The organism is Micromonospora inaquosa (assembly GCF_003857055.1).
GTDB lineage: Bacteria > Actinomycetota > Actinomycetes > Mycobacteriales > Micromonosporaceae > Micromonospora > Micromonospora inaquosa.
This window is the reverse complement of record NZ_QGSZ01000227.1, coordinates 1-21542: the sequence shown is the minus strand read 5'-3', so window position 1 is coordinate 21542 and position 21542 is coordinate 1. Positions and strand designations below refer to the sequence as shown.

Here is a 21542-nt window from a genome sequence, read left to right as displayed (position 1 = left end):
GGGTCAGGTGTCGGCACCGGACTGGTCGGCGGGGCCGGTGCGACGGTCGGCGCAGCGGCCGACGGCAGGGCCACCGCCACGACAGGGGGAACCACTGTAGAGACGGCTGGCGGCGTCGGCCGTCGGACAGCCGGGCTCCATACGGCGCTCTCGGCCGATCCGATCCGCGACCGGGGTGCGACCGGCGCGGCGGGGCCGATCGGAACAAGGACCGCCCCAGCCCTGGGGACCTCCATGGTCACGATCTCCGCCGAGGCCACCGGACCGTGTGAACCCCAGGCGCCAGAGCCCAGGGCACCGGGACCCAGAGCACCCGGGCCGAGCGTCACGAACACCACTGCCGCGACGGCGGCAGCGCCGAGCGCCCGGCGGTCGGGGCGTACCGCGGTCAGCGGCGCGTCGTCGGGTTGCGCCAACAGAACGGGCGCAGGCCGGGCGGCCTGATGCGCGGCCAGCAGCGCGTCGACCAGCGCGATGACGGCAGCGCGATCGTCGGCAGCCGCGAGGGTGAGGTAGAAGCGGAAGTTCACCACGGCACCCGCCGGAACCAGGAGGCCGGACAGTCGACCGCCATCGGGCAGCAGGGTGACCGGGACGTCGGGGTGGTGGGCCGGGCCGATCAGGTCGGCGTACCGCCACTCGCGCCGGTGTTCCCGGCCGCCGAAGGCCACCCGCCGGCTGGTCACCACGGCCATGCCGGTGTCGACGGCCCGCAGGCCCGCCGGCAGGACCTCGGAAGAAGTCTCAGCGAGGGAGCCGAAACCGCCCGGGGTGGGCAGGCCGGGGACGTGCCGCGCCTCGGCCTCGACGAGCGTGGCGACGGGGAGGACGCGGAAGACGAGTTCGTCGTCGTCAAGCTCCACCGGCAGGCCGCTGCGGGGCTGCGTACACCCGAGGAAGCTGGCGGCTTCGATGCGGAGCCGACCCAGGTGGTCGTCGCGGCGCCGCCAGGCGTCGGTGGCGTCGCGGTACGCGCGCTGCCGGCGCTCGTTCTCGCGCTCGGCCCAGGCGATCCGCCAGGGGGCACAGGCCACAGAGGTCACGGTCACACGCGGTACAACCGCTCACGTACGTGACAGGCAACGCGGGCCGGATCGATGCATCCCGTTGCGCCCGAAAGGAGAGAATTGACGGACACCGAAGCGAGGGCCGCCGGGCTAGCCTGCGCGTGACCCGGCAGCGGAGGAGTTTCCTGGTGCTCGATGACATGTGCGTGCTGCGCGAGGCGGTACGCGACTATCGCCTGGCGGCGACGGCTGCCGGCCTCGACTGGCCGGACTACGGCGAGTCGCCCGCCGGGCAGCCGCCGGAGCAGGTCCACCGGATCTTCGACGTGGAGCGCATCGCCGAGCAGTTGACCTGGTTACACGCGCAGCGCTGGCCCGACCGGCAGGTGTTGCCCGACGTGGGGTGGCGGATGCCCTGGCCGGAGGACGGGGACGCACTGCAATATCTGGGGTTGTCGATCGGCACGCCATTCCCCTGGCGGCAACAACTGCCCCTGTTCTTCTTCGATGTCGTCCTCTACACGTTCGTCCTGGCCGGCGACCACGAGGGTGAGATCTGGCGCTACGAGATCTCGCCCGACGCCTGGGACTCGGTCCGTGCCGCCACCAGCCTGGCCACCCTCTTCGACCAGTGGACCAGGGGCATCGCCGCCGGAGTGGTCGTCTATGACGAGCAGAGCAGGTGGCTCCTGGTCGAGGATGTGGACGGCGTGAACGGCCTCGACCCGCTGGCCTTCCCGGTGGCCCCGGTGGAGGAGACGCTGCTGCGAGCGCGGCAGCGCGAATGCGGGGTCGACATGGCCATCGTCGAGGACGGCTTCACGTACACCGAGGAACTCTCCGATGCCATCGACGCCGCGAAGGCGTCGCTCGGCGCGTAGCCCGGGTGCCGGCGGTTGCTGCGGTTGTCACCACAACAGCCGCCGGCACGCTGGACCTACGACGCCCAGGGCCCCGACTACGGGCGCAGCGAGGTGAAGAACTGCCTCATCTCATCGGCGAGCAGGTCCGGCTCCTCAAGTGGCATGAAGTGCCCGCCCCGGCCCGGCTCGCTCCAGTGCCGGATGTCGAGGCAGGCCCGCTCGGCGATCGAGCGGGGCAGGCCGGCCTGCGCGGGTTCGGTGCTCACCGTGAACGCGGCCGGCACCGTGATGTCGGGTCGTGGCGTGTTGTGGCCGAAGTCCGCGTACTGCCGGAACGACGAGCCGATCGTGCCGGTCGCCCAGTAGAGCGTGATGATGGTGAGCAGGGTGTCCCGGTCGATGCTGTTCGCCAGGTCACCGTGGTTGTCGCTCCAGTCCCGGTACTTGTCGACGATCCAGGCGGCCAACCCGGCGGGCGAGTCGGCGAGCGCGGCCGCGAGGGTGTCCGGGCGGGTGCCCATGATGGCGCTGTAGCCGCCGTCGGTCTCGTCGTACGCGGTTTCGGCGTCCAGGTACGCCTGTTCGGCCGCCGACAGTGGACGGGAGTCGAAGCTGGCGGGGAACGGTGGGTGGATCATGTGGATGCCGGCCACCTGCTCCGGGTACAGGGCACCGAGCCAACCGGTGACCACTCCCCCGACGTCGCCGCCGAAGGCACCGTAGCGCTGGTAGCCGAGCACCTCGGTCATCAGCTCGTGCAGCGTCCGAGCCAGCAACGCCCGGGTGACCGGCTCGTCCGGGACCTCCGAGAAGCCGAAGCCGGGTAGAGAGGGAACGACCACGTCGAACGCGCCGCCGGGCCGGTCCGGGTCGGTCAGGCGGTCGACCAGCGGGAGCATCTCGACGAAGCTGCTGGGCCAGCCGTGGCTGAGGATCAACGGCAACGGCGCGGGCGTACCCGCCGGGCGCGCGGCCCGGACGTGCAGGAAGTGCAGCTTCCGGCCGCCGACGACGGCCAGGTGCTGGGAGTACGCGTTGAGTTGGGCTTGGCGAGCGGGCCAGTCGAAGCCGTCGTGCCAGTAGGACACCAGGTCCCGCAGGTAGTCGGGGTCGACACCGCCCTGCCATGGCTGGTCGCCGCTGCGGTCGGTGAAACGGGTCCGGGCCAGTCGGGCCCGTAGGTCGTCGAGGACCGCATCGGGCACGTCGATGCGGAAGGAAGAGAAAGACATTGGTCCTCCGATAAGGAGGGCGCTCCCCGACGCGAGAGGTCAGCTGAGGGGGACGGCCGAGAGGAGCGCCCAGGAATGACGATGAGTGGTCACCGGGCTCACCTCCTCTCGTGGCTGACGACGATCATCGTACGCGAAGGCCGTCAGCCGGCCCGCCGCCGGTCGGTCATCGGGTCGCGGACCGGGAACCGCGACTGGGTACGCGGTGGGTACGCCTCGCAGTGCTCGGCCCAGTGCTCGGCGGCGGTGGATAGGGCGTCCGCGGAGACGGTGAGGATCAGCGGGTAGATCGCGCTGGACGGGCGGCGCATCCACGGCGGCAGCGACTCGGCGGAGAACTCCACGATCAACTCCAGCCGGCGGCGGCGCAGCACCCGGCTGCGCAGGGCCAGGTTAGGTTCGGTGAACCGGACCATCGCCGGTGGTGCGCTCAGCCCGAGGGCGGCGGTGGCCTGCCCGTGCAGCCAGCCGCCGAGCGCGCGGGCCTCCTCGACCATGAGGCTCGGGTAATGGTGTGACCAGGTCTGACCGTCGGCGGTGCGGGCGTCGACCTCGATGAGCAGCCAGTCGTGCCAGCCGGGCGTGACCCCGTCGGGGTCGTCGGGCGGGTCGACGCCGGGCTGGTAGCCGACGGGGCGTATCCGCACCCGGGCGCCATCGTCAGACCGGATCTCCACTCGATCATTCTGGACGAGCGAAGCGGACTTTACGCACTGAATCGGTCATTTTGTGATGGTTCGTCGCACACCCTTGTGCTCGGCGCAGGCGTTGGACCGACCGCCGGCCAGGCTGACCGAGCCGTCGCGGCACTGCACGAGGTAGCCGCGACCCGCCCAGAACTGCGGTACGCAGTCGAACCAGTCGCACACCTCGACGGCCGGCTTGCGGATCCGCGTGCCCCCACAGAAGTCGTACCCCATCGGGTTTTCCGGTGCCCCGCAGCGCGCGCCCTTGGTCGCGCTGGGCGACGGGCGTGGTGACTTCGGCGGCTTCGGCGGCGGGGTCTTCTGCGCGAGCACCGGGCCGGCCGGGCGGATCAGCGCCGGCGCCACGCTCGGGGTGGGCGCCGGGGTGGCGGCGGCGGCGACCTCCGCGCCACCTGTCGGGTCGGACGGGTCCGACTCGATCAGCGCCGCCGGCACCAGCAGCGCGATGGCCGCCGCCACCGCGATGCTCCGGCGACCACCGGGTACGAAGGACGACAGTCGGGCCTGCCCGGGGGTGGCCACCGCCGGCCGGAACGGCTTGAGCTGGGCGTGCTCGGCGATCATTTCGTCGAGCTGGTCGAGCACCGCGGAACGCTGTTCGATCGCGTCGGCGAAGGCCAGGGTGAGCTTGAACCGGAAGTCCGGCGCGGCGTCGGTGGGCAGCAACAACCCGGAGGTACGCCGCCGGTCCAGCACCTGGATCAGGGTGACCGGTGCCGTCGGGTCGTGGGCCAGGCCGGTCATTCGGCCGTACGCCCAGTCGCGCCGGCCGCGTCCGCCGAGCAGCACGAGCCGACGACTGGTGATCACGGCCATGCCGGCGTCGGTGACGCGGACGCCGTCCGGGCGGCGTGGACGCAGCGGCCCGGTTCGCGGGGCGACGGTGAGGTCCGGCGCGGGCAGCACGGTGGTGTGTCGCACCTCGACCAGTTGCGCGGCGGGCAGCGCCCAGAGCACCACCTCGTCGGCGGCCAACTCCAACGCCAGACCGGCACCGGCAGCCGCCGAGCCGTGGAAGTCGGCGGCCAGGGCACGGAGCCGCCGTAACTCGTCGTCGCGTCGCCGCCACGCCGCCTCAGCGCCGCGGAACGTGCTGACCCGCCGCACGTTCTGCCGGTGCGCCCACCGGTACCGCCAAGTGGAACCCGTCGAATCAGTCTTTGCCACGCCGACTCCTTCGCCGCGCAGGCCACCAATCTGGGGTGTCACCCGGTTTAACAGGTGCGGCGCGCCGCCCGGACACGCCGAAACGGACGGAATGGCCGATCGGCGGAGCAACCAGCACGATAGGGGGATACTGGTGCCGACGTTTCATGTTTTCCGAGGGGGGTGACGGTCGTGCCGACAGTCACGATGCACGGGGTCGTGATCGGCGTCGACATCGGCACCACCAGCACGAAGACCGTCGCGTACGACACCGAGGGGCGGCAGCTCGGCAGTCACCTGGTCGGCTACCCGCTGAACAACCCGCAACCGGGCTACGCCGAGCAGGACCCGCAACTCATCCTCGATGCGGTGCTCAGGTCGATCAGCATCGTCGTGGCCGAGCTGGTCCAGCCGGTCGCCGGGCTGTCGTTCAGCTCCGCCATGCACAGCCTGATCGGGTTGGACCGGGACGGCAACCCCCTCACCCCGTCGGTGACCTGGGCCGACTCGCGCTCCACCCCGCAGGCCGAACGGTTGCGGGCGGCACCGTCGGGGCTGGCCCTGCACCGGCGTACCGGCACGCCGATCCATCCGATGTCGCCGCTGCCCAAGCTGCTCTGGTTCGCCGAGCAGCAGCCGAAACTCTTCGCGCGGGTGTCGCACTGGGTGGGCATCAAGGACTGGGTGCTGCTGCGGCTCTGCGGCGCGCTCGTCACCGACCACTCGATCGCCTCGGCCACCGGCCTGCTCGACATCTACACGCTGGAGTGGGACCACGAGGCGCTGAGCATCGCCGGCATCACCGAGGAACAGCTCCCGCAGCTCGTCGCCACCACCGCGGTGCTGCCCAACCTCACCCCGCAGAGCGCGGCCGAGACCGGCCTGCCGGAGCGCACCCCGGTGGTGGTCGGCGCGGGCGACGGACCGCTGGCGAACCTCGGCCTGGGCGCGGTGCACCCCGGCATGGTGGCCTGCTCGATCGGCACCAGCGGCGCGATGCGGGTGATGGTCGAGCGGCCTGGGGTGGACCCGCTCGGCGGGGTGTTCTGCTACGCGCTGACCGAGCAGCGCTGGGCGGTCGGAGGCGCGATCAACAACGGCGGCATCGTGCTCAAGTGGGCCGGCGAGGCGCTCGCCCCGGATCTGGGCGAGCACGCCGAGGAGGACCTGGTCGCCCTGGCGGCCCGCGCGCCGGTCGGCTCGGGCGGGCTCATCATGCTGCCGTATCTGCACAGCGAACGGGCACCACACTGGAGCGCCCTGCCGCGCGGCGCGTACGTGGGGTTGACCCACGCGCACCGCCGTGAGCATCTGGTGCGGGCCGCGCTGGAGGGCGTCTGTCAGCAGCTCGCGCTGGTGCTCAGCTCGGTGCGCGCGGCCGGCAACGAGGTGCGCGAGATCCGGGCCGGTGGCGGTTTCGCCCGCAGCGGCCTGTGGCGGCAGATACTCGCCGACGTGCTCGGCCTGCCGGTGAGCTTCCCGGCCGCGCACGAGGGGTCGAGCTTCGGTGCGGCGCTGCTCGGCATGGAGGCTCTCGGGCTGATCCCCAGCATCGACCTCGCCGCCGACCTGGTGCAGATCGAGGAGACGGTCCGCCCCGACCCGGCCGCCGCCGCCACCTACGCGGCGCTGCTGCCGCTCTTCGCCGAGCTGTACGACGCCCTCACGCCCGCCTTCGCGTCGATTCGCCGGATGGCACCCGGCCTGCCCACCGATCTCCTACCACCGGCGTGACCGGTGCCGGCTCGCCCCGGGTCAGGGCGCCTCGACACCGGCGATCAGGTAACGCCGCACATCGGCGTCGAGGATTTCCGCTTCCTGCCCGTCGTCCGGTCCGGAGCCACGGAACGCGGCCAGTTGCTCCGCGGACTCCCAGCGTTCGTAGACGTGGATCCGGCCGGGCTCCAACGGGTCGGCCGCCAGCAGGAAGTCGAGGCAGCCGGCGGTGGCGCGGGCCTGCGCGATGACCTGCGCGCAGCCGGACAGGTAGGCCTCGCGTGCGGCCGGTTCGACCTGCAGGCTGCCAGCGATGATCAACATTGGGTCCTCCACTGTTGGTACCGCCGAGGCCGGTGATACCTGCGAGTCACCGTTATACCGGTGAGGTGTGACCCTCAGCGGGACCTTGCCGCCCGGACGGGTGACAGGAGTCCCGCCGGTCTCGACCGCCCCGCACGCTCCATATCGTGCAAACGTGAGAAAAAGCGACAAGTGGCGCTCATTTTCCCTGCTGGGGAACTCTGCCCGCGTACCCCTGAAGGTGCTGTCGGCGGCGGTCGCGCTCGCGGTGCTCGCGGCGACCGGGCCGGCCACCGCCGACGACCCGGGCCGTGCGCCCGCCGCGGACCCGGCGCAGACGACCGAGCCGGGGTACGGAGTCGAGCCCGGTGACGGTCAGAGCCACGAGCCCGGGGTGGACCCGACACCGGAACGCCAGCCGACCAGCGAGGTGTCCTGGCTGTCGTTTCCCGGCGGGGCGTTCGCTGTGGACTCGCTCGGGCACACGGTGCGCTACCGCGCCTGCGACGGCGACACCGGTCGGGTCGCCGACCCGACCATGCGGGTCGCCGCCGGGGTGGCCAGCGGTGCGGTCGTCGTCGGCGGCACCGCCTACCGCTACCGGGTGCCGCTGGTCGGGCGCAGCGAGGGCACGCTGGAGGTGATCCAACGGCACCGGCCGCCGACGACGCTGACCGGCGTGGTGGTCACCAGCCCGCAACCACCCACCGACCCGATCGCCGGGGCCCGGCTGTTTCCGCTCAGCGGACAGCTCGCCCGGGTGGTCGCCGACGCGAACCTCAACCCGGCCGGGGTCACCGTCCGCGACCTGTCCGGGCGCTACGGCGACCAGCAGATCGCCGTCAACGGGTCGCTGCGCCCCAAGGCGGCCAGCGTGATCAAACTGTGGATCCTCGTCGAGCTGCTGCGCCGGGTCGACTGTGGACAGGCCTTCCTCGACGACGGGGTGCTGGTCACCCCCGACGATGTGGTCGGCGGCACCGGTCAGCTGCAGTTCGAGACGTTCCCGCAGGTGGTCACCCTGCACCGGCTCGCCCAGTACCTGATCAAATACAGCGACAACGTGGCCGCGAACGTACTGATCACCTACCTGGGTGGGTTCGCCCCGGTCAACGCGCTGATCGACTCGATGAACCAGCGGTCCACCATCCTGGCCCGCCGGATGCTCGACAGCGCCGCCGCGCAACGCGGCGAGGAGAACTACACCAGCCCGGACGACGTGGTGTCGCTGCTCGGCGCGGTCTGGGACGGCGAGATTCTCACCCCCGCCTCCCGCGACCTGATGATCGGGTTCATGCGGGAGCAGACCCTGAACACGAAGATCCCGGCGGCGTTGCCACCCGGCGTGCCGGTGGCCCACAAGACCGGTGACCTGCCGGACGCCTCACACGACGTCGGCTACTACCTGATCCCCGGCACCGAGACCGCCGTCGCGTTCCTCACCGCCGGGCCCATGGCCACCGGCGACGAGACGGTCCGACGGATGGCCCGTACCGTCTACGACTTCCTGGTCGACCCCGTCGGCGGGGCGGTCGAGGAGTGAGCCGACCTCAGGCGCCCGGAATGTTCGCCGGCGGATCCTCGCCGACCAGGTCCGCCGCCGGCGGGTCCGCCGACACCAACAGCCCGAAATCCGAGTACGTCAGGTCGAGCTGGGCGGTCTGCGACTGCTCACTGGCCAACTCGATGCGGTAGCGGACCAGCCGACCCTGCTCGTCGACGGCCGCGGTGAACGGCACCGCCCCGGCCCGGTCACCGAGCACACCGGCGACGCCGCTGCCCAGCACCGCGCTGCTCTGGCGCAGATCGAGGGTGCCCGCGTACTCCCGCTCGGCGGTCTGCCGGACCCCCGCCGGCGCGCCCAACGTGCTGGCCAGCCGGGTGTTGTCCAGGCCCTGCTTGGCCGCCGGGGCAGCCGGTGCGCCCACGTGCCACCACGTCTTGCCGTCCCAGACCGGGACGCGGCGGTCCGGGGCGGTGACCCGCACGTACACGTCCGGCCCGGTGGTCAACCGCTCGATCTTCACCACGCCGGTGGGCACCTTCAGCGAAGTGGTCTCCAGACCCCGCTTCGCGTTCGGGTCCCAGAGCAGCACCGTGGCGTCACCGTCCGCGCCACCGGTGCCCACCGTCAGCTTGTACGGCTGCTCGTCGGCCTTCGCGGCGGCGGCCTTCAGCACGCCGACCGGGTCGACCGGGCTCGCCGACCCCGCCGGACGGCCCCCGTCCGGCTCGTCGCCGGCGACCACCAGCGCCCACGCCCCGGCACCGACCGCCACCACGAGCACGGCGACAGCGGCGATCAGCTTCGGTTTCTGCACGGTCATCTCCCCGGGGGCGGTGCGGTCCGGCCAGACTAGCCGGACCGCACCCCGTCACGCCCGGCTGATCGCGTTGGCGTGGATCGCCTCGTGCAGATAACCGGCCAGCCCCGGGGCGATGTTCTCGTAGTACGCGGTGAACCGCTCGTCGGCCAGGTACATGTCGGCCAACCCGGTCTGCATCTCGTACGAGCACTCGTAGAACCAGCGGCTGATGAGCTGCCGGTGCTCCTCGGCCAACTCCATCGCCTCCGGGCTGTCCGCCGGTGCCCCCGAGGCCAGCACGGCGACCATCCGCCGACCCCACTCCTCGTTCTCCGCCTTGTTGCGCAGCCAGTCTTCCTTGCCGTAGCGGGCGACCCGCCTACTCGACTCCCGGTACGCGTCGGTGTCGCCCCACCGCTGCTCCGCCTCGGCCCGGTGCTCCTCCGGGTCGACGTCACCGAAGACCTCGAACCGCTCCTCCGGCGTGAGTTGGATGTTCATCTTGCTCGCCTCCATCGCGAACTCGATCGCCGCGACCATCTCCTGCAACCGCTTGAGCCGTACCGTCAGCAGTTCGTGCTGGCGGCGTAGGTGCGCGGCCGGATCGGCCGCCGGGTCGTCGATGATCGCCGCGATCTCCTCAAGCGGGAAACCCAGCTCCCGGTAGTACAGGACGAGTTGCAGCCGTTGCAGGTCCGCGTCGTCGTAGCGACGGTAACCGGCCGAGGTGCGCCCGCTGGGCGAGAGCAATCCGATCTCGTCGTAGTGGTGCAGCGTCCGCACCGTCACGCCAGCGAGCTTCGCCACCTGACCCACCGTGTACGCCATGGTCCCCCTCCCTTCCGGGAACCAGGCTCCTGCCTGCCGCTACGTGAGAGTCAACTGCGATTCTGGCCCACCATGGCGGGGCGGTCCGGCCGCCCGTACAGATAGCCCTGACCGCGGGGGCAGCCGATCGCGGTGACCGCCTCGTGCTGGCGCTCGGTCTCCACCCCCTCGGCGACCACCGCCAGGTCGAAAGCGCCGGCCAACCGGGTGACCATCTCCACCGTGGCGTACGCCCGGTCGTCAGTGCCCAGCCGGGCCACGAACGACCTGTCGATCTTCAGCTCCGTGGCCGGAATGCGGTGCAGGTAGCTCAGCGACGAGTAGCCGGTGCCGAAGTCGTCGATGGCGATCCTGATGCCCAGCTCCCGGAGCTGGTGCAGCCGCTCCAGCACCGCCTCGGTCCCCTCGATCAGCGCCGACTCGGTCAACTCCAGGGTCAACGCCCGCGGCGCCAGCCCGGCGGCGCTGGTGGCCGCGGTGACCGTGGCGATCAGGTCCGGCCGACGCAGGTGCGCGGCGGCGATGTTCACCGCGACGGTCGCCTCCGGCACCCGGCCCCGCCAGGTCGCGGCGGCCCGGCACGCCTCGTGGATCACCCAGCGGTCGATCGGCAGGATCAGCCCGGTCTCCTCGGCCAGCGGCAGGAACCTCGACGGCGGCAACATCCCCAGCCGCGGGTGCCGCCAGCGCACCAGCGCCTCGGCGCTGCGTACCGCACCGGTGGCCAGGTCGACGATGGGCTGGAACTCCAGGTGCAGTTGGTCCTCGTCGACCGCACGGCGCAGGTCGGCGATCAGCTCGGCGCGGGAGACGGCCGACTCGCGCAGCGCCGGCGTGCACGTCCGGTACGCGGACTTCCCGGCCGCCTTGGCCGCGTACATGGCGATGTCGGCGTCGCGCAGCAGGTCGGTGTGGGAGGCGTGCTGCGGGCCGAACTCGGCGATACCGATGCTCGCCGACGGGTGCACCCCCACGTCCTCCTCGTCGTCGGAGGGCCGCAACGCGTCCAGCAGCCGCTCCGCGAGCCGTTCCGGTGACACCGGCCGGTCGCCGTCGACCAGCACGGCGAACTCGTCACCGCCGAGCCGGGCGATGGTGCCGTCACCGTTGACGGCGGCGTGCATCCGGGCCGCCAACCCGTTCAGCAGGGTGTCACCGGCGGCGTGCCCGAACCGGTCGTTGACCTGCTTGAACCCGTCCAGGTCGAGCAGCAGCACGGCCACCGGCCGGCCGTCGCGCAGGGCCAGCCGCAGCCGCCGGTTGAACAACAGCCGGTTGGGCAGCCCGGTGAGCTGGTCGCCGTACGCGAGCCGACGCAACCGGACCACCAACCGGAGGTTCTCGTTGGCGGCCAACCCCTGACGGACGGCGAGGGCAGCCAGCAACACCATCATGGTCACGAACACCAGCAGTGGGGTCTGCCCGGTGGGCCGGCGGGCCAACACCACAGCGATGATCGCCCCACCCACCGGCAGGTACGGCAACGCCACCCGCCACCAGGGCGGCAGCGGCGACTCGGCGGTGTCGTCGGTGCCGTCGCAGTCCGGTGGTGGTGGGTTCCGGGTGGCCAGGCCGATCAGCAGGTAACTCAACGGCCAGCACAGGTCGATCGGGTGACCGGCGGTGTAGTCGGCGCGAGCGACCAGCGACACGTAGACGACATCGGCGACGACCCGCAGGGTGAGGCTCGCCGCGAAGATGCTCATCGGCCGCCACATCGGCCGGCCCGGCCCGGAGACCGCGACCAGGATGGTGAGCTGCATCAGGTCGAACATCGGGAAGAGCAGCCCCAGGGTGCGCGCCGGATCGGCCAGCTCGGCGGCGGCGACGCCGCGGAAGACCAGCACCCAACCGATCGGCACCAGGGCCAGGGCGACGATCACCCCGTCCAGCAACGTCCGGGCCCGACCGACCGCGGTCCGTGGTGCGGACGGCGAGCTGAGCAGCGCGGCCGTGCCGGTGAGGATGCCGGCGGTGAAGACCACCCCGACCACCGGCGTGTGCGGCAGGTCGTCGCCGACGAGCCGCTGCACCGTCCAGATCGCCCGGCCGGCCGCGGCGAGCGCCATGGTGACGGCGAGCAGCGCCCAGAACCGGCGCAGCGGCGCCGGGTGCCGACGGGTCACCCCGACACACGCGAGCGTCGCCCAGCCGGCGACCAGCATCGCGCCGAGGTCGCTGACCAGCGCGGCACCGGGCAGCGCGGCGACCAGCCAGGCCGCCTCCAGCAGGATGACCGCAGCCGCGACGAACGCACCGACGGGGTTGACCGCCCCCGTGGCCTGCTTTCCGTCCTGTCGGGACACGGTCGCTCCGGCCCTTTCGTCGTGCGTGCACCTCGGCAGGACCGGTCCACGGCAAACCCCGAAAGCCTAACCAGCGCTCAGATACGCCGCCAGAGCCGAACGTGCACGCCGTCGCCGACTCTCCGCTGGCCACGTCCGTGATCCGCTGCCGGGCGATCTCGCCGGTCGGTCAGCGGCCCGCGGACCGGTTCCAGGGTGAGCGGGGCAATGTGGTGCCGGCCAATGGACGGCGTACGCGGCGGCGTCTGCGCCGGCCGGGGGTGCAGGGCGGGCGGGCAACGGTGTGCACGGCCACGTCGACCGGGGACGTTGGTCGGCCGATCAGCCAGCAGAGGAAGCGTTCCATCGTCGGATCAGCCGACCGGGAGGCGATCGGCGTCGGACTTGGAGATCTCGTACTCGGCCCCGCAGAACGTGCACTGCTGCGCGTACCGGGTGCGGATCGGAATGAGAGGGATGAAGAAGAGGGTGAATTTCGTCGAGCGGCGGGTGATCACCTGCGCGGCCTGGTTGCCGCAGTGGCGGCAGACCTGCTGCACGACCCCGGACCGGTCGACCTTGGTACGCAGACCAAAGATGAAGAACATCGCCCGCCAGTACCCACTCGACAGCGAAAAGTCACCAGATTCCGCTACCGGATCAGAACCAACCACCGCCATCGCCCACCGCGCGGGCCGCCAGCAATGAGATCGTGCTCGCCCGTCGGGGCGGCGTCGCCCCGGTAAGGCACATACCACTCAGGTATGAATATGACTCCTGGGTATACCGCTCAGCAGCGACGCTCCCGCCCGGGAGAGACACGCACGGCGTTGTCCGGGATGCAGTGGCCTCAGGCGTGCACGAGGCCACCACATCCCGGATCGAGCACGATCAAGACGAGATGATCAAGACTTCAGTTGGCCGGCGAGGGCTCCAGGCCGGGGACCTCGGCGGGCAGCCAGATCGGCTGCCAGTTCGGCACCTCGTGGAAGCGGCGCAGCTCGAACAGCCCGGACACCGACCCACTCCAGGCCCCGTAGGGCGGGTTGGCCTCGTCGAAGCCGCTCTGCACGAAGGTCAGCGTGGTCCGGCCATCCGACTCGGCCAGCTCCCAGTTCGTCACGCCGGTCGGCCCCCAGTCGACCGACATCCGCCGACCGGGCTCCAGGTCGACGATCTTGGCCGCGTAGCCGGCCTCGAAGCCGCCCATGGCGTACCGGCCACCGACCCACGGCTCGATGCCGATCGGGTAGCCGAACCAGGCGCTGGCCTGCTCGGAGTCGGTCAGCGACTCCCACACCTTGTCCACGGGGGCGGCGATGACCAGCTCACCCCGCAGGTCGGCGGAGGTGAAGTCGGTGCGGGGCAGCAGCGGCTGACCGTCCAGGTGGGCGGCCAGGTTGGCGATGGCGAGCGACCAGTACGTCTGGAGCACGCCCCGGATGCTGGAGCCGCTCATCGCCTCGGCGAAGTCGAAGTGGCTCTGGGTCAGCGTCAGCACGGTGCTGTCGGCGCCCTCGGCGGTCAGCTGGAGCTCGGTGGTGGTCTCCACCCCGTCGAGCAGCCAGCTGAAGCGCAGCGTGTCGTCGTCGGCGTGCAGCAGCCGCTGATGCGGGGCGTCGCCCTCGGGCGTGTAGCGGCCCCAGAACTCGTACCGCTGGGGCAGCTCGACCTCGGCGTGCTCGGCCAGCCAGAGCCGCAGCTCGGCCGGGTCGGTCAGGGCTTGACGGACGCGCTCGACGGGCGCGGAGAGACGGGCCTGGAGCTTCATTGGCTCACTCATTGTCGTTCCCTTTCGGATAGCAGGCGACGGCCAGCTTGAAGGCATCTCCTTCGCTGCCGCCGTAGCGGGTGAACAGGTCCTGAAGTGCGGTTTGCAGGTCGTGCAGGAACTGTTGGCGCTGCTCGGCCGGCACCCGGATCTCGCCGGAGACGCCGATCGAGGGCAATTCGGGTGCTGCCCGGTCCAGGCCGGCGATGTCGGCCTGCACCTCCTCCATCAGGTCGAGCAGGTAGCCCAGGCTCAGCTCGTCACGGGCCCGGCGCAGGCCGATCCGGCCGACGAGCCGCGGGGAGAGCCAGTAGGACTGGGCGGCGGCCTGGTAGATGCCTTCGGTGATGCCGCGGACCTTGCGTTCGTTGACCAGCTCGACGAGGCCGGCCGCGACGAGTTGCTTGACGTGGTAATAGACGCGTTGTGGCGTCTGGTCGAGTCGGGCCGCGACCTCGGTGCAGGTGCGCGGCTCGGCCAGCTGCCGCAGCACCTCGACGCGCTGCGGCTTGAGCAGGACTTCGGCCTGCTCGATCTGCTCCAGGTACAGGATCTCTCTCATGGCAAAATCAGTTTGTACGTACAAAACTTCTTTGTCAATGACTTCGCGAGAAGCCGCGCCGACTTTCTCGACGCGGCTTCAGGCGACGCTCAGCAGATGGTCAGGGCAACCAGTCCGGTCGCAACGGGTAGCCGCTCACGCCGTTCGGGCCATTGTGGGTGGCCAACACCTGGTGCAGCTGGATGCCGTTACGCTCGAACGCCATCCGCGACCCGGCCATGTAGAGCCCCCACACCCGGGCGGTGCCCGCGCCCACCTCCGAGACGCAGAAGTCCCAGTGCTCGACCAGGTTGCGACACCAGGCGGCCAGCGTCAGCGCGTAGTGCTGGCGCAGGTTCTCCTCGTGGTGCACCTCGAACCCGGCGTCGTGCACCTCGCTGATCAACCGGCCCGGACCGGCCAGCTCACCATCCGGGAAGACGTACCGGTCGATGAACGCGCCCGAGCGGTACGGCGCCCGGTTGTCCGCCCGGGTGATGCAGTGGTTGAGCAGCCGCCCGCCCTGCCGCAGTCGACTGCGCAACGCCCCGAAGTAGGCCGGATAGTTACGCACCCCGATGTGCTCGGTCAACCCGATCGAGGAGATGGCGTCGAACTGCTCGGCCGGCGCGTCCCGGTAGTCCATGTGCCGCACCTCAGCCAGCCCGGTCAGCCCCTCGCGCTCGATCGCCGCCTGCGCCCACTGCGCCTGCGCCTTCGACAGGGTCACCCCGAGGGCCTTGACGCCGTACTCGCGCGCGGCGTGGCGCACCATGCCACCCCAGCCGCACCCGACATCCAGCAGCCGCATCCCCTTCTTCAACGCCAGCTTGCCGGCGACCAGGTCGTACTTCGCCGCCTGGGCCTGCTCCAGCGTGTCGTCCGGAGACCGGAAAACCGCGCAGGTGTACGTCATCGACGGGCCGAGCACCTTCTCGTAGAAGGCGTTGGAGACGTCGTAGTGGTGCGAGATGGCGGTGCTGTCCCGCACCCGCGAGTGCCGCAGCCCGTTCATCACCCGCTTCCAGCGAGGCTGCGCCTCCTGCGGCGGCGCCGGCGGCGGCATCAGCCGCTCCCAGCCCAGCCCACGGACCAGCGCCAGCCCCTCGCTGAGCGCCGGTGGACGCAACCGCAGCTCGTCCTTGAGCACCCGCAACGCCTCGTACGGGTCACCCGGGTGCACCCCCTGCAACGCCAGGTCACCACTGACGTACGCCCGGGCCATGCCCAGGTCGCCGGGTGCGGTGAGCAGGTACGACAGCCCACGCTCGGAACGGATCGCCAGGGTGATGCCCGCGTCGGACGGGCCGACGGCGCTGCCGTCGTACCCGGTGATCCGCACCGGCAACGGCCCCGTGGTGACCGCGCGGACGACATCCGCCACGGTCGGACCCGTGCGCCGGCCCCCCGCCGGCGGGGTGGCGGGGACGCTCGCCGCCCCTTGATCTCTGTCGGTCAGGCTCATGCTCGTGCTACCGCCTTTTCGTACAGTCCCGTCAGCCGGTGGTCCGGGTCGTAGCGGTCTTTCACCGCGCGCCACGTGTCGCCCCCGTAGAGGCGGTCGAAGGCGTCCCGGTCGTAGTACGCGTCGGAGTAGAGCGACTTGTGCCCGCCCGACTCCGACACCCTGCGTTCGATCGTGCGGTTGACGTCGCCGTCGGCGGCGCCCGGCGCGATCGGCACGCTCCCCCAGAACCCAATGTTGACGTAGTCCTGCCCCGGCCGGAGTGGATACAGCGGCCACGACCGCGCCGAACCAGGACCCGACGGCTCGCGCAGTCGCAACGGGCACAGCCACACCGGGTTCATCCCCACCGCGCCGGCGAACCAGCGCAGGAAGTCAGCAGTACGGTCCAGCGGGATCTCCACGTCCTGCACGACCCGCTCCCGGGCCGGTTGCCCGCGCAGCCGGTCGATCCGGGCCGCCACCTGGTGGCGGTGCTCCAACCGGACCAGTCGGTGGTAGAAGTCGCTGCGCCGGTAACGCGCCGGCCAGAGCCTGCGCACGACCGGGTGCTGCGCACCGAACGCCGCCGAGCACCAGAACCAGTCGGTGTCCCAGCGCCACAGATAGTCGTACGCGGTGAGCACGTCGCGGGTGCGCTGGCGCAGCGACCGGTAGTAGATCGCCTGACCGGTGTAGTCGCTCGGCGGATCGGCCGCGTCGGTGAAGGTACCCAGGATCAGGTACGCCTCACCGGGGCTGAACATCACGCCGTCCATCACGTCGACCGGCTCGCCAGCCCAGGACCGGGTGGCGGTCACCTCGGCGATCGCGTCGGTGAGCGCCTCCAGTTGGGTGAACCGGATGTTGCGCAACGCCACGTACCGGCCGACCGGTTGCAGCTCGATGCGCAGCCGGGTGGCGTAACCGAGGCTGCCCAGCGAGTTGGGGAACGCGGTGAACAGGTCGGTGTGCTCGCCGTCGGGTCGGGCGGTGACGATCTCGCCGGAGCCGGTGAGCACGTCCAGCTCCCGGACCGACTCATGCGGCAGGCCGTTGCGGAACGAGGTCGACTCGATCCCGAGGCCGGTCACCGCGCCGCCCAGCGTGATGGTGCGCAACTGCGGCACCACCAGTGGCATCAGCCCGTGCGGCAGCGTCGCGTCGACCAGGTCCTCGTAGGTGCACATGCCCTGCACGTCGGCGGTGCGGCCGGCCGGGTCGACCGACAGCACACCGTTCAGGCCACTCACGTCGAGGCCCGGGGTCCGGGGAGCGGACCGGGGGCGGAACAGGTTGGAGGTGCGTTTGGCCAGCCGGACAGGCTCGCCCGTGGGCACCGCGGCGTACGACCGCCGCAGCGTGTCCACCGCTTGATCATGGTCAATCGGATGATCCACACGCTCAGCGCGCATGTGATCACCTTACGCTCGACGTTCGGAAACCGTGGGATGTCGGCGAGGGCAGTTTCCCGTCCGGCGGCAGACCCGGCGGCTACCGTGGCGGGCATGCCATCGCCAGCGATCACCGCCCTGAACGCCGCCCAACTGCCATATCGGCTGGTCAGCCATGGTGCGGTCGGCAGTCTCGCGGAGGCCGCCGCTGCCCGGGGTGTGGCCGTCCCCGACGTGGTCAAAACGATCGTGGTACGTCGCGGTGAAGCTGATCACCTGTTCGTGCTCACCCCCGGCGACCGGGTCATCTCCTGGCCCAAGCTGCGCGCCCTGCTCGGGGTGCACCGGCTCTCCATGCCGGACGCGGCGGGCGCCCTGGCCGCCACCGGCTACGAACGCGGCACCATCACCCCGTTCGGCGCGAGCACGGCGTGGCCGGTGGTCGCCGACGAGCGACTGCGCGGCCGGGAGATCACGCTGGGTGCCGGCGAGCGCGGTCTCGCCATCGCGATCGCCGCCGACACCGCGATCGCCGCCCTCGACGCCACAGTGGCCGACGTCACCGACCCGCAACCCACCCGCTGAGCACTGGCACGGGCGGTGGCACGGCCTAGTGTTGAGACATGCCGAAAGCCGTTTGGAACGACCTGGTCGTCGCGGAGAGCGACGACACCGTGCTGGTGGAGGGCAACCACTACTTCCCCCGCTCCGCCCTGCGCGACGACCTGATCCGCGACTCCGCGACGCACACCGTCTGCCCGTGGAAGGGCACCGCCTCCTACTACTCCCTTGAGCACGAGGGCAGCACCAGCAAGGACGCGGTCTGGTATTACCCGGAGCCCAAACCGGACGCCGAGATGGTGCGTGACCGGGTGGCGTTCTGGAAGGACGTCCGGGTCGTCGACTGACGGCACCGACTGGCCGTGGTCGACGGCGGTGGGTGAGGATGGCCCGTATGCCCGCGCCCGAGGAACGCCCCGATCCCGCCGGCACCGTCTACGGCGGCCGCCGACGGGCCTCCCGTTCCGGCCCGCTCACCGACCCGCTGCTGCGGGTGGCGCTCGGGGTCGGGCTGGTGGGGGTACTCCTCGGGGTGGTCTTCGCGACCGGGCTGCTCGACGGCGACGACAAGCCGGTGGTGCCGGCCACGATCGGCGCGACGTCCAGCGCGGCGGCGGCCACCACCCCACCGGCCGAGCCGAGCCCGACCCCGTCGGTCGAGCCGTCGCCGACGCCCTCGGCGGCACCGACCACCGGGCCCCGGGTGCTGCGGGTCGCGTCCGGGCTCTGCCTGGGGCTCGACGGCGACGACAAGGAGGCGGGAGCCGAGCTGGCCGTCTGCACCGGCGGCCCGGAGCAGCAGTGGGTCGTCAGCCCGGCTGGCGCGGACGTGGTGACGCTGACCAATGCCGCCCACGGTCAGTGCCTCGACGTCGAGGGCGGCAGTACCGACGACGGCGCGCGGTTGCTCCAGTTCCCCTGCCACGGTGGGGCCAACCAGCAGTGGCGGCTGTCCCCTACCGGCACCGGCCCGGTGCTGCTGGTGGCCGCGCACAGCGGCAGGTGCGCGCAGGCCGACGACGACGGCGACGAGCCCGACGACGAGATCCGGCAGCGCGCCTGCGACGGCCGCCCCGCCCAACAGTGGACCCTCGGCTGACCGTCCGACCCGCTCAGCCCCGGTAGCTCCAGGCCCGGGGCGCGGTCGCGGCGACCAGCACAGCCTCCGGCACTCCTCGGCCCGGTCGTCGGCGCAGCAGCAACGACAGTCCGGCGGCGCCGATCGACAGCGCACCCGCCACGTACCAGGCCATCGCATAGTCGCCCAGCCGGTCCCGGACCAGCCCCGCGCCGGTGGCGGCGACCGCCGCGCCGAGTTGGTGCGCGGCGAACACCCAGCCGAACACCACCGCTCCGGCGGCACCGAAGTACTCCCGGCACAGCGCCACGGTCGGCGGCACGGTGGCCACCCAGTCCAGGCCGTAGAAGACGATGAACACCAGCATGCTCGGCTCGGCGGTGCCGGAGAACAGACTCGGCAGCACCAGCAGGGACAGCCCTCGCAGCGCGTAGTACATGCCGAGCAGCAGCCGACTGTCCACCCGGTCGGTGAGCCAGCCGGAGGCGATAGTGCCGACGATGTCGAACAGCCCCACCAGGGCGAGCAACCCGGCCGCGGTGGTCTGGGCCATGCCGTGGTCGTGCGCGGCCGGCACGAAGTGCGTGCCGACCAGGCCGTTGGTGGTCGCCCCGCAGATCGCGAATCCTCCGGCCAGCAGCCAGAACGGTCGGGTCCGGGCCGCCGTCGCCAGCGCGCCCAGCGCCCGGGTCGCCGCGCCACCGGTCGCTGGCGGCGCCGCGACGACCTCGGTCGCCCCGTAGGCGGGCAGGCCGAGATCCGCCGGGTGTTCGCGCAGCAGCCACACCACCAGGGGTACGACCGCCAGCGCCGACGCGGCCACCACGAGCGCGGCGGTACGCCAACCGTGGTCGCGTACCAGGATGGCGATCAGTGGCAGGAACACCAGTTGCCCGGCCGCCCCACCGGCGGTCAGAACCCCGGTCACCAGACCCCGTCGGCGGACGAACCAGCGGCCGGTGACGGTGGCCACGAACGCCAGCGCCATCGAGCCGGTGCCCACGCCCACCAGCACACCCCAGCAGAGCAGGAGCTGCCAGCTGGCGGTCATGAAGACCGTCAATCCGCTGCCCGCGGCGACCAGCAGCAGCGCTGTCGAGACCACCCGGCGGATACCGAACCGGTCCATCAGGGCGGCCGCGAACGGCGCGGTGAGCCCGTAGAGCAGCAGGTTGACCGAGACGGCCGCGGAGATCGTGGCCAGTGGCCAGCCGAACTCCTCGTGCAGCGGGTTCAACAGCACCGACGGGGTGGCGCGGAAGCCGGCCGCGCCGACCAGCGCCACGAAGGCGACGGCGGCGACCAGCCAGGCGGGATGCAGACGGCGGTTCTTGGACACGGAACAAGTCTGGGCCGGGCCACTCACCTCCACGAGTGGCCGGAAAGCCATCATGCGCAATAATCGGGCCATGACCGCTGGCCCGCACCGGATCGCCGTACTCGCTCTGCACCAGGTGGTTGGCCTGGACCTCGGCACCCCGTCCCAGGTCTTCAGCACCGCCCGGGCCGCCGACGGGACACCCTTCTACGACGTCCGGGTGTGCACCCCGGGCGGGCAGCCGATGCGCAGCACCGCCGGCTTCCAGGTGCTCCCCGACCACGGTTTGGAACTGCTCGACACCGCCGACACCGTGATCGTCCCGGGCATCCACGACGGCACCGCGTTGACCTCGGGCATCATCGAGCCGGAGGTGACCGGGGCGCTGCGCTCAGCGTACGAGCGGGGCGCCCGGATCATGTCGATCTGCACCGGGGCGTTCGTGCTCGCCGCCGCCGGGCTCCTGGACGGGCGGCGGGCGACCACCCACTGGGCGTACGCCGAGCGGTTCCGCCACCTGCACGGCCGGGTGGACCTCGACCCGGGCGTGCTCTTCATCGCCGACGACCGGGTGCTCACCTCGGCCGGGGTGGCCGCCGGCATCGACCTCTGCCTGCACGTCATCCGCCTCGATCACGGCAGCGAGGTGGCCAACCGGGCGGCCCGCCGCTGCGTGATGCCACCGTGGCGCGACGGCGGCCAGGCGCAGTACATCGAGCAGCCGGTGCCGAAGGCGACCGACACCAGCACGGCGGGCGCCCGGGAATGGGCGCGGCAGCGGCTGCACGAGCCGATCGCGCTCCGCGACCTGGCCGAGCAGGCGCGGATGAGCGTGCGCACCTTCACCCGGCGCTTCCGATCGGAGACCGGCCTGAGCCCGGCCCAGTGGCTGCTGCAACAGCGCACCGACCACGCGAGACTGCTGCTGGAGACGACAGACCTCACCGTCGACCAGATCGCCCACCGCTCGGGGTTCGGCACCACCGCCGCCCTACGCCAGCAACTCCACCAACGCATCGGCGTGGCCCCGTCCACCTACCGC

Annotated in this window: 21 protein-coding genes; 7 read left to right on the top strand and 14 right to left on the bottom strand. The window is 71.5% G+C overall.

Annotated features, from left to right (window positions below; translation table 11 throughout):
- The coding region (locus DLJ59_RS18845; RefSeq protein WP_124773958.1) for a hypothetical protein at nt 1-1043 on the bottom strand (1043 nt) is incomplete at its 3' end.
- Nucleotides 1044-1195: 152 nt separating this feature from the next.
- Here DLJ59_RS18845 and DLJ59_RS18840 point away from each other — a divergent pair.
- Nucleotides 1196-1888, top strand: a complete 693-nt coding sequence (locus DLJ59_RS18840; RefSeq protein ID WP_124773957.1) for a hypothetical protein — start codon at nt 1196-1198, stop codon at nt 1886-1888.
- A 77-nt stretch (nt 1889-1965) separates the two neighbouring features.
- Here DLJ59_RS18840 and DLJ59_RS18835 read toward each other — a convergent pair whose 3' ends face one another.
- The 3 genes from DLJ59_RS18835 to DLJ59_RS18825 form a co-directional block, all read right to left on the bottom strand.
- On the bottom strand, nt 1966-3102 hold the full coding sequence (locus tag DLJ59_RS18835) for an epoxide hydrolase family protein (RefSeq protein WP_124773956.1): 1137 nt from the start codon (nt 3100-3102) through the stop codon (nt 1966-1968).
- A 143-nt stretch (nt 3103-3245) separates the two neighbouring features.
- Nucleotides 3246-3779, bottom strand: a complete 534-nt coding sequence (locus DLJ59_RS18830) for a WapI family immunity protein (RefSeq protein WP_124773955.1) — start codon at nt 3777-3779, stop codon at nt 3246-3248.
- A 45-nt stretch (nt 3780-3824) separates the two neighbouring features.
- Nucleotides 3825-4976 (bottom strand): hypothetical protein, encoded by a 1152-nt coding sequence (locus DLJ59_RS18825; protein ID WP_124773954.1) that lies wholly within the window; start codon nt 4974-4976, stop codon nt 3825-3827.
- Nucleotides 4977-5147: 171 nt separating this feature from the next.
- Between DLJ59_RS18825 and DLJ59_RS18820 the strand changes: the two genes are divergently transcribed.
- Complete coding sequence (locus tag DLJ59_RS18820) at nt 5148-6689, top strand: gluconokinase (RefSeq protein WP_244236114.1); 1542 nt, start codon at nt 5148-5150, stop codon at nt 6687-6689.
- Nucleotides 6690-6710: 21 nt separating this feature from the next.
- Here the strand turns inward: DLJ59_RS18820 and DLJ59_RS18815 are convergent, their stop codons facing one another.
- Nucleotides 6711-6995 (bottom strand): putative quinol monooxygenase, encoded by a 285-nt coding sequence (locus DLJ59_RS18815; RefSeq protein WP_124773953.1) that lies wholly within the window; start codon nt 6993-6995, stop codon nt 6711-6713.
- A 154-nt stretch (nt 6996-7149) separates the two neighbouring features.
- On the opposite strand from DLJ59_RS18815, the gene DLJ59_RS18810 reads away from it, so the two are divergent.
- Entirely contained in the window at nt 7150-8517 is a 1368-nt protein-coding gene (locus DLJ59_RS18810; protein WP_124773952.1) for a serine hydrolase, read from the top strand.
- 7 nt (nt 8518-8524) lie between these two features.
- Here the strand turns inward: DLJ59_RS18810 and DLJ59_RS18805 are convergent, their stop codons facing one another.
- The 8 genes from DLJ59_RS18805 to DLJ59_RS18770 all read right to left on the bottom strand — a co-directional run bounded on the left by DLJ59_RS18805 (nt 8525) and on the right by DLJ59_RS18770 (nt 17564).
- Complete coding sequence (locus DLJ59_RS18805; RefSeq protein ID WP_124773951.1) at nt 8525-9295, bottom strand: hypothetical protein; 771 nt, start codon at nt 9293-9295, stop codon at nt 8525-8527.
- 54 nt (nt 9296-9349) lie between these two features.
- Nucleotides 9350-10108, bottom strand: a complete 759-nt coding sequence (locus DLJ59_RS18800) for a MerR family transcriptional regulator (protein ID WP_124773950.1) — start codon at nt 10106-10108, stop codon at nt 9350-9352.
- Nucleotides 10109-10158: 50 nt separating this feature from the next.
- Complete coding sequence (locus tag DLJ59_RS18795) at nt 10159-12414, bottom strand: putative bifunctional diguanylate cyclase/phosphodiesterase (RefSeq protein WP_208648760.1); 2256 nt, start codon at nt 12412-12414, stop codon at nt 10159-10161.
- Nucleotides 12415-12767: 353 nt separating this feature from the next.
- Nucleotides 12768-13001 (bottom strand): zinc-ribbon domain-containing protein, encoded by a 234-nt coding sequence (locus tag DLJ59_RS18790; protein ID WP_124773949.1) that lies wholly within the window; start codon nt 12999-13001, stop codon nt 12768-12770.
- Nucleotides 13002-13306: 305 nt separating this feature from the next.
- Nucleotides 13307-14176, bottom strand: coding sequence for an SRPBCC family protein (locus tag DLJ59_RS18785; protein WP_124773948.1), 870 nt, complete (start codon nt 14174-14176; stop codon nt 13307-13309).
- The gene (locus tag DLJ59_RS18780; RefSeq protein ID WP_124773947.1) at nt 14169-14726 is read right to left on the bottom strand and encodes a winged helix-turn-helix domain-containing protein; all 558 of its coding nucleotides are present in this window, start codon (nt 14724-14726) and stop codon (nt 14169-14171) included. The genes DLJ59_RS18785 and DLJ59_RS18780 overlap by 8 nt, the downstream gene beginning before the upstream one ends.
- A gap of 100 nt (nt 14727-14826) precedes the next feature.
- Nucleotides 14827-16170, bottom strand: coding sequence for a class I SAM-dependent methyltransferase (locus tag DLJ59_RS18775; protein WP_124773946.1), 1344 nt, complete (start codon nt 16168-16170; stop codon nt 14827-14829).
- Nucleotides 16167-17564, bottom strand: a complete 1398-nt coding sequence (locus tag DLJ59_RS18770; protein ID WP_124773945.1) for an FAD-binding oxidoreductase — start codon at nt 17562-17564, stop codon at nt 16167-16169. The genes DLJ59_RS18775 and DLJ59_RS18770 overlap by 4 nt, the downstream gene beginning before the upstream one ends.
- Before the next feature lie 93 nt (nt 17565-17657).
- Between DLJ59_RS18770 and DLJ59_RS18765 the strand changes: the two genes are divergently transcribed.
- From DLJ59_RS18765 to DLJ59_RS18755, 3 genes are read left to right on the top strand one after another with little or no spacing between them, the layout of a single operon-like run.
- Nucleotides 17658-18128, top strand: coding sequence for an aminoacyl-tRNA deacylase (locus DLJ59_RS18765; RefSeq protein WP_208648759.1), 471 nt, complete (start codon nt 17658-17660; stop codon nt 18126-18128).
- Nucleotides 18129-18166: 38 nt separating this feature from the next.
- Nucleotides 18167-18451: a DUF427 domain-containing protein gene (locus DLJ59_RS18760; protein ID WP_124773943.1), complete on the top strand. Its 285-nt coding sequence runs from the start codon at nt 18167-18169 to the stop codon at nt 18449-18451.
- A 47-nt stretch (nt 18452-18498) separates the two neighbouring features.
- Nucleotides 18499-19203 carry an RICIN domain-containing protein gene (locus DLJ59_RS18755; protein ID WP_124773942.1) on the top strand — a complete coding sequence of 235 codons (705 nt, stop codon included), beginning with the start codon at nt 18499-18501 and terminating at the stop codon, nt 19201-19203.
- A 13-nt stretch (nt 19204-19216) separates the two neighbouring features.
- Here DLJ59_RS18755 and DLJ59_RS18750 read toward each other — a convergent pair whose 3' ends face one another.
- Nucleotides 19217-20572 (bottom strand): MFS transporter, encoded by a 1356-nt coding sequence (locus DLJ59_RS18750; RefSeq protein ID WP_244236115.1) that lies wholly within the window; start codon nt 20570-20572, stop codon nt 19217-19219.
- 1 nt (nt 20573) lies between these two features.
- Here DLJ59_RS18750 and DLJ59_RS18745 point away from each other — a divergent pair.
- A partial coding sequence (locus tag DLJ59_RS18745) for a GlxA family transcriptional regulator (protein ID WP_124773940.1) occupies nt 20574-21542 on the top strand: 969 nt, incomplete at its 3' end.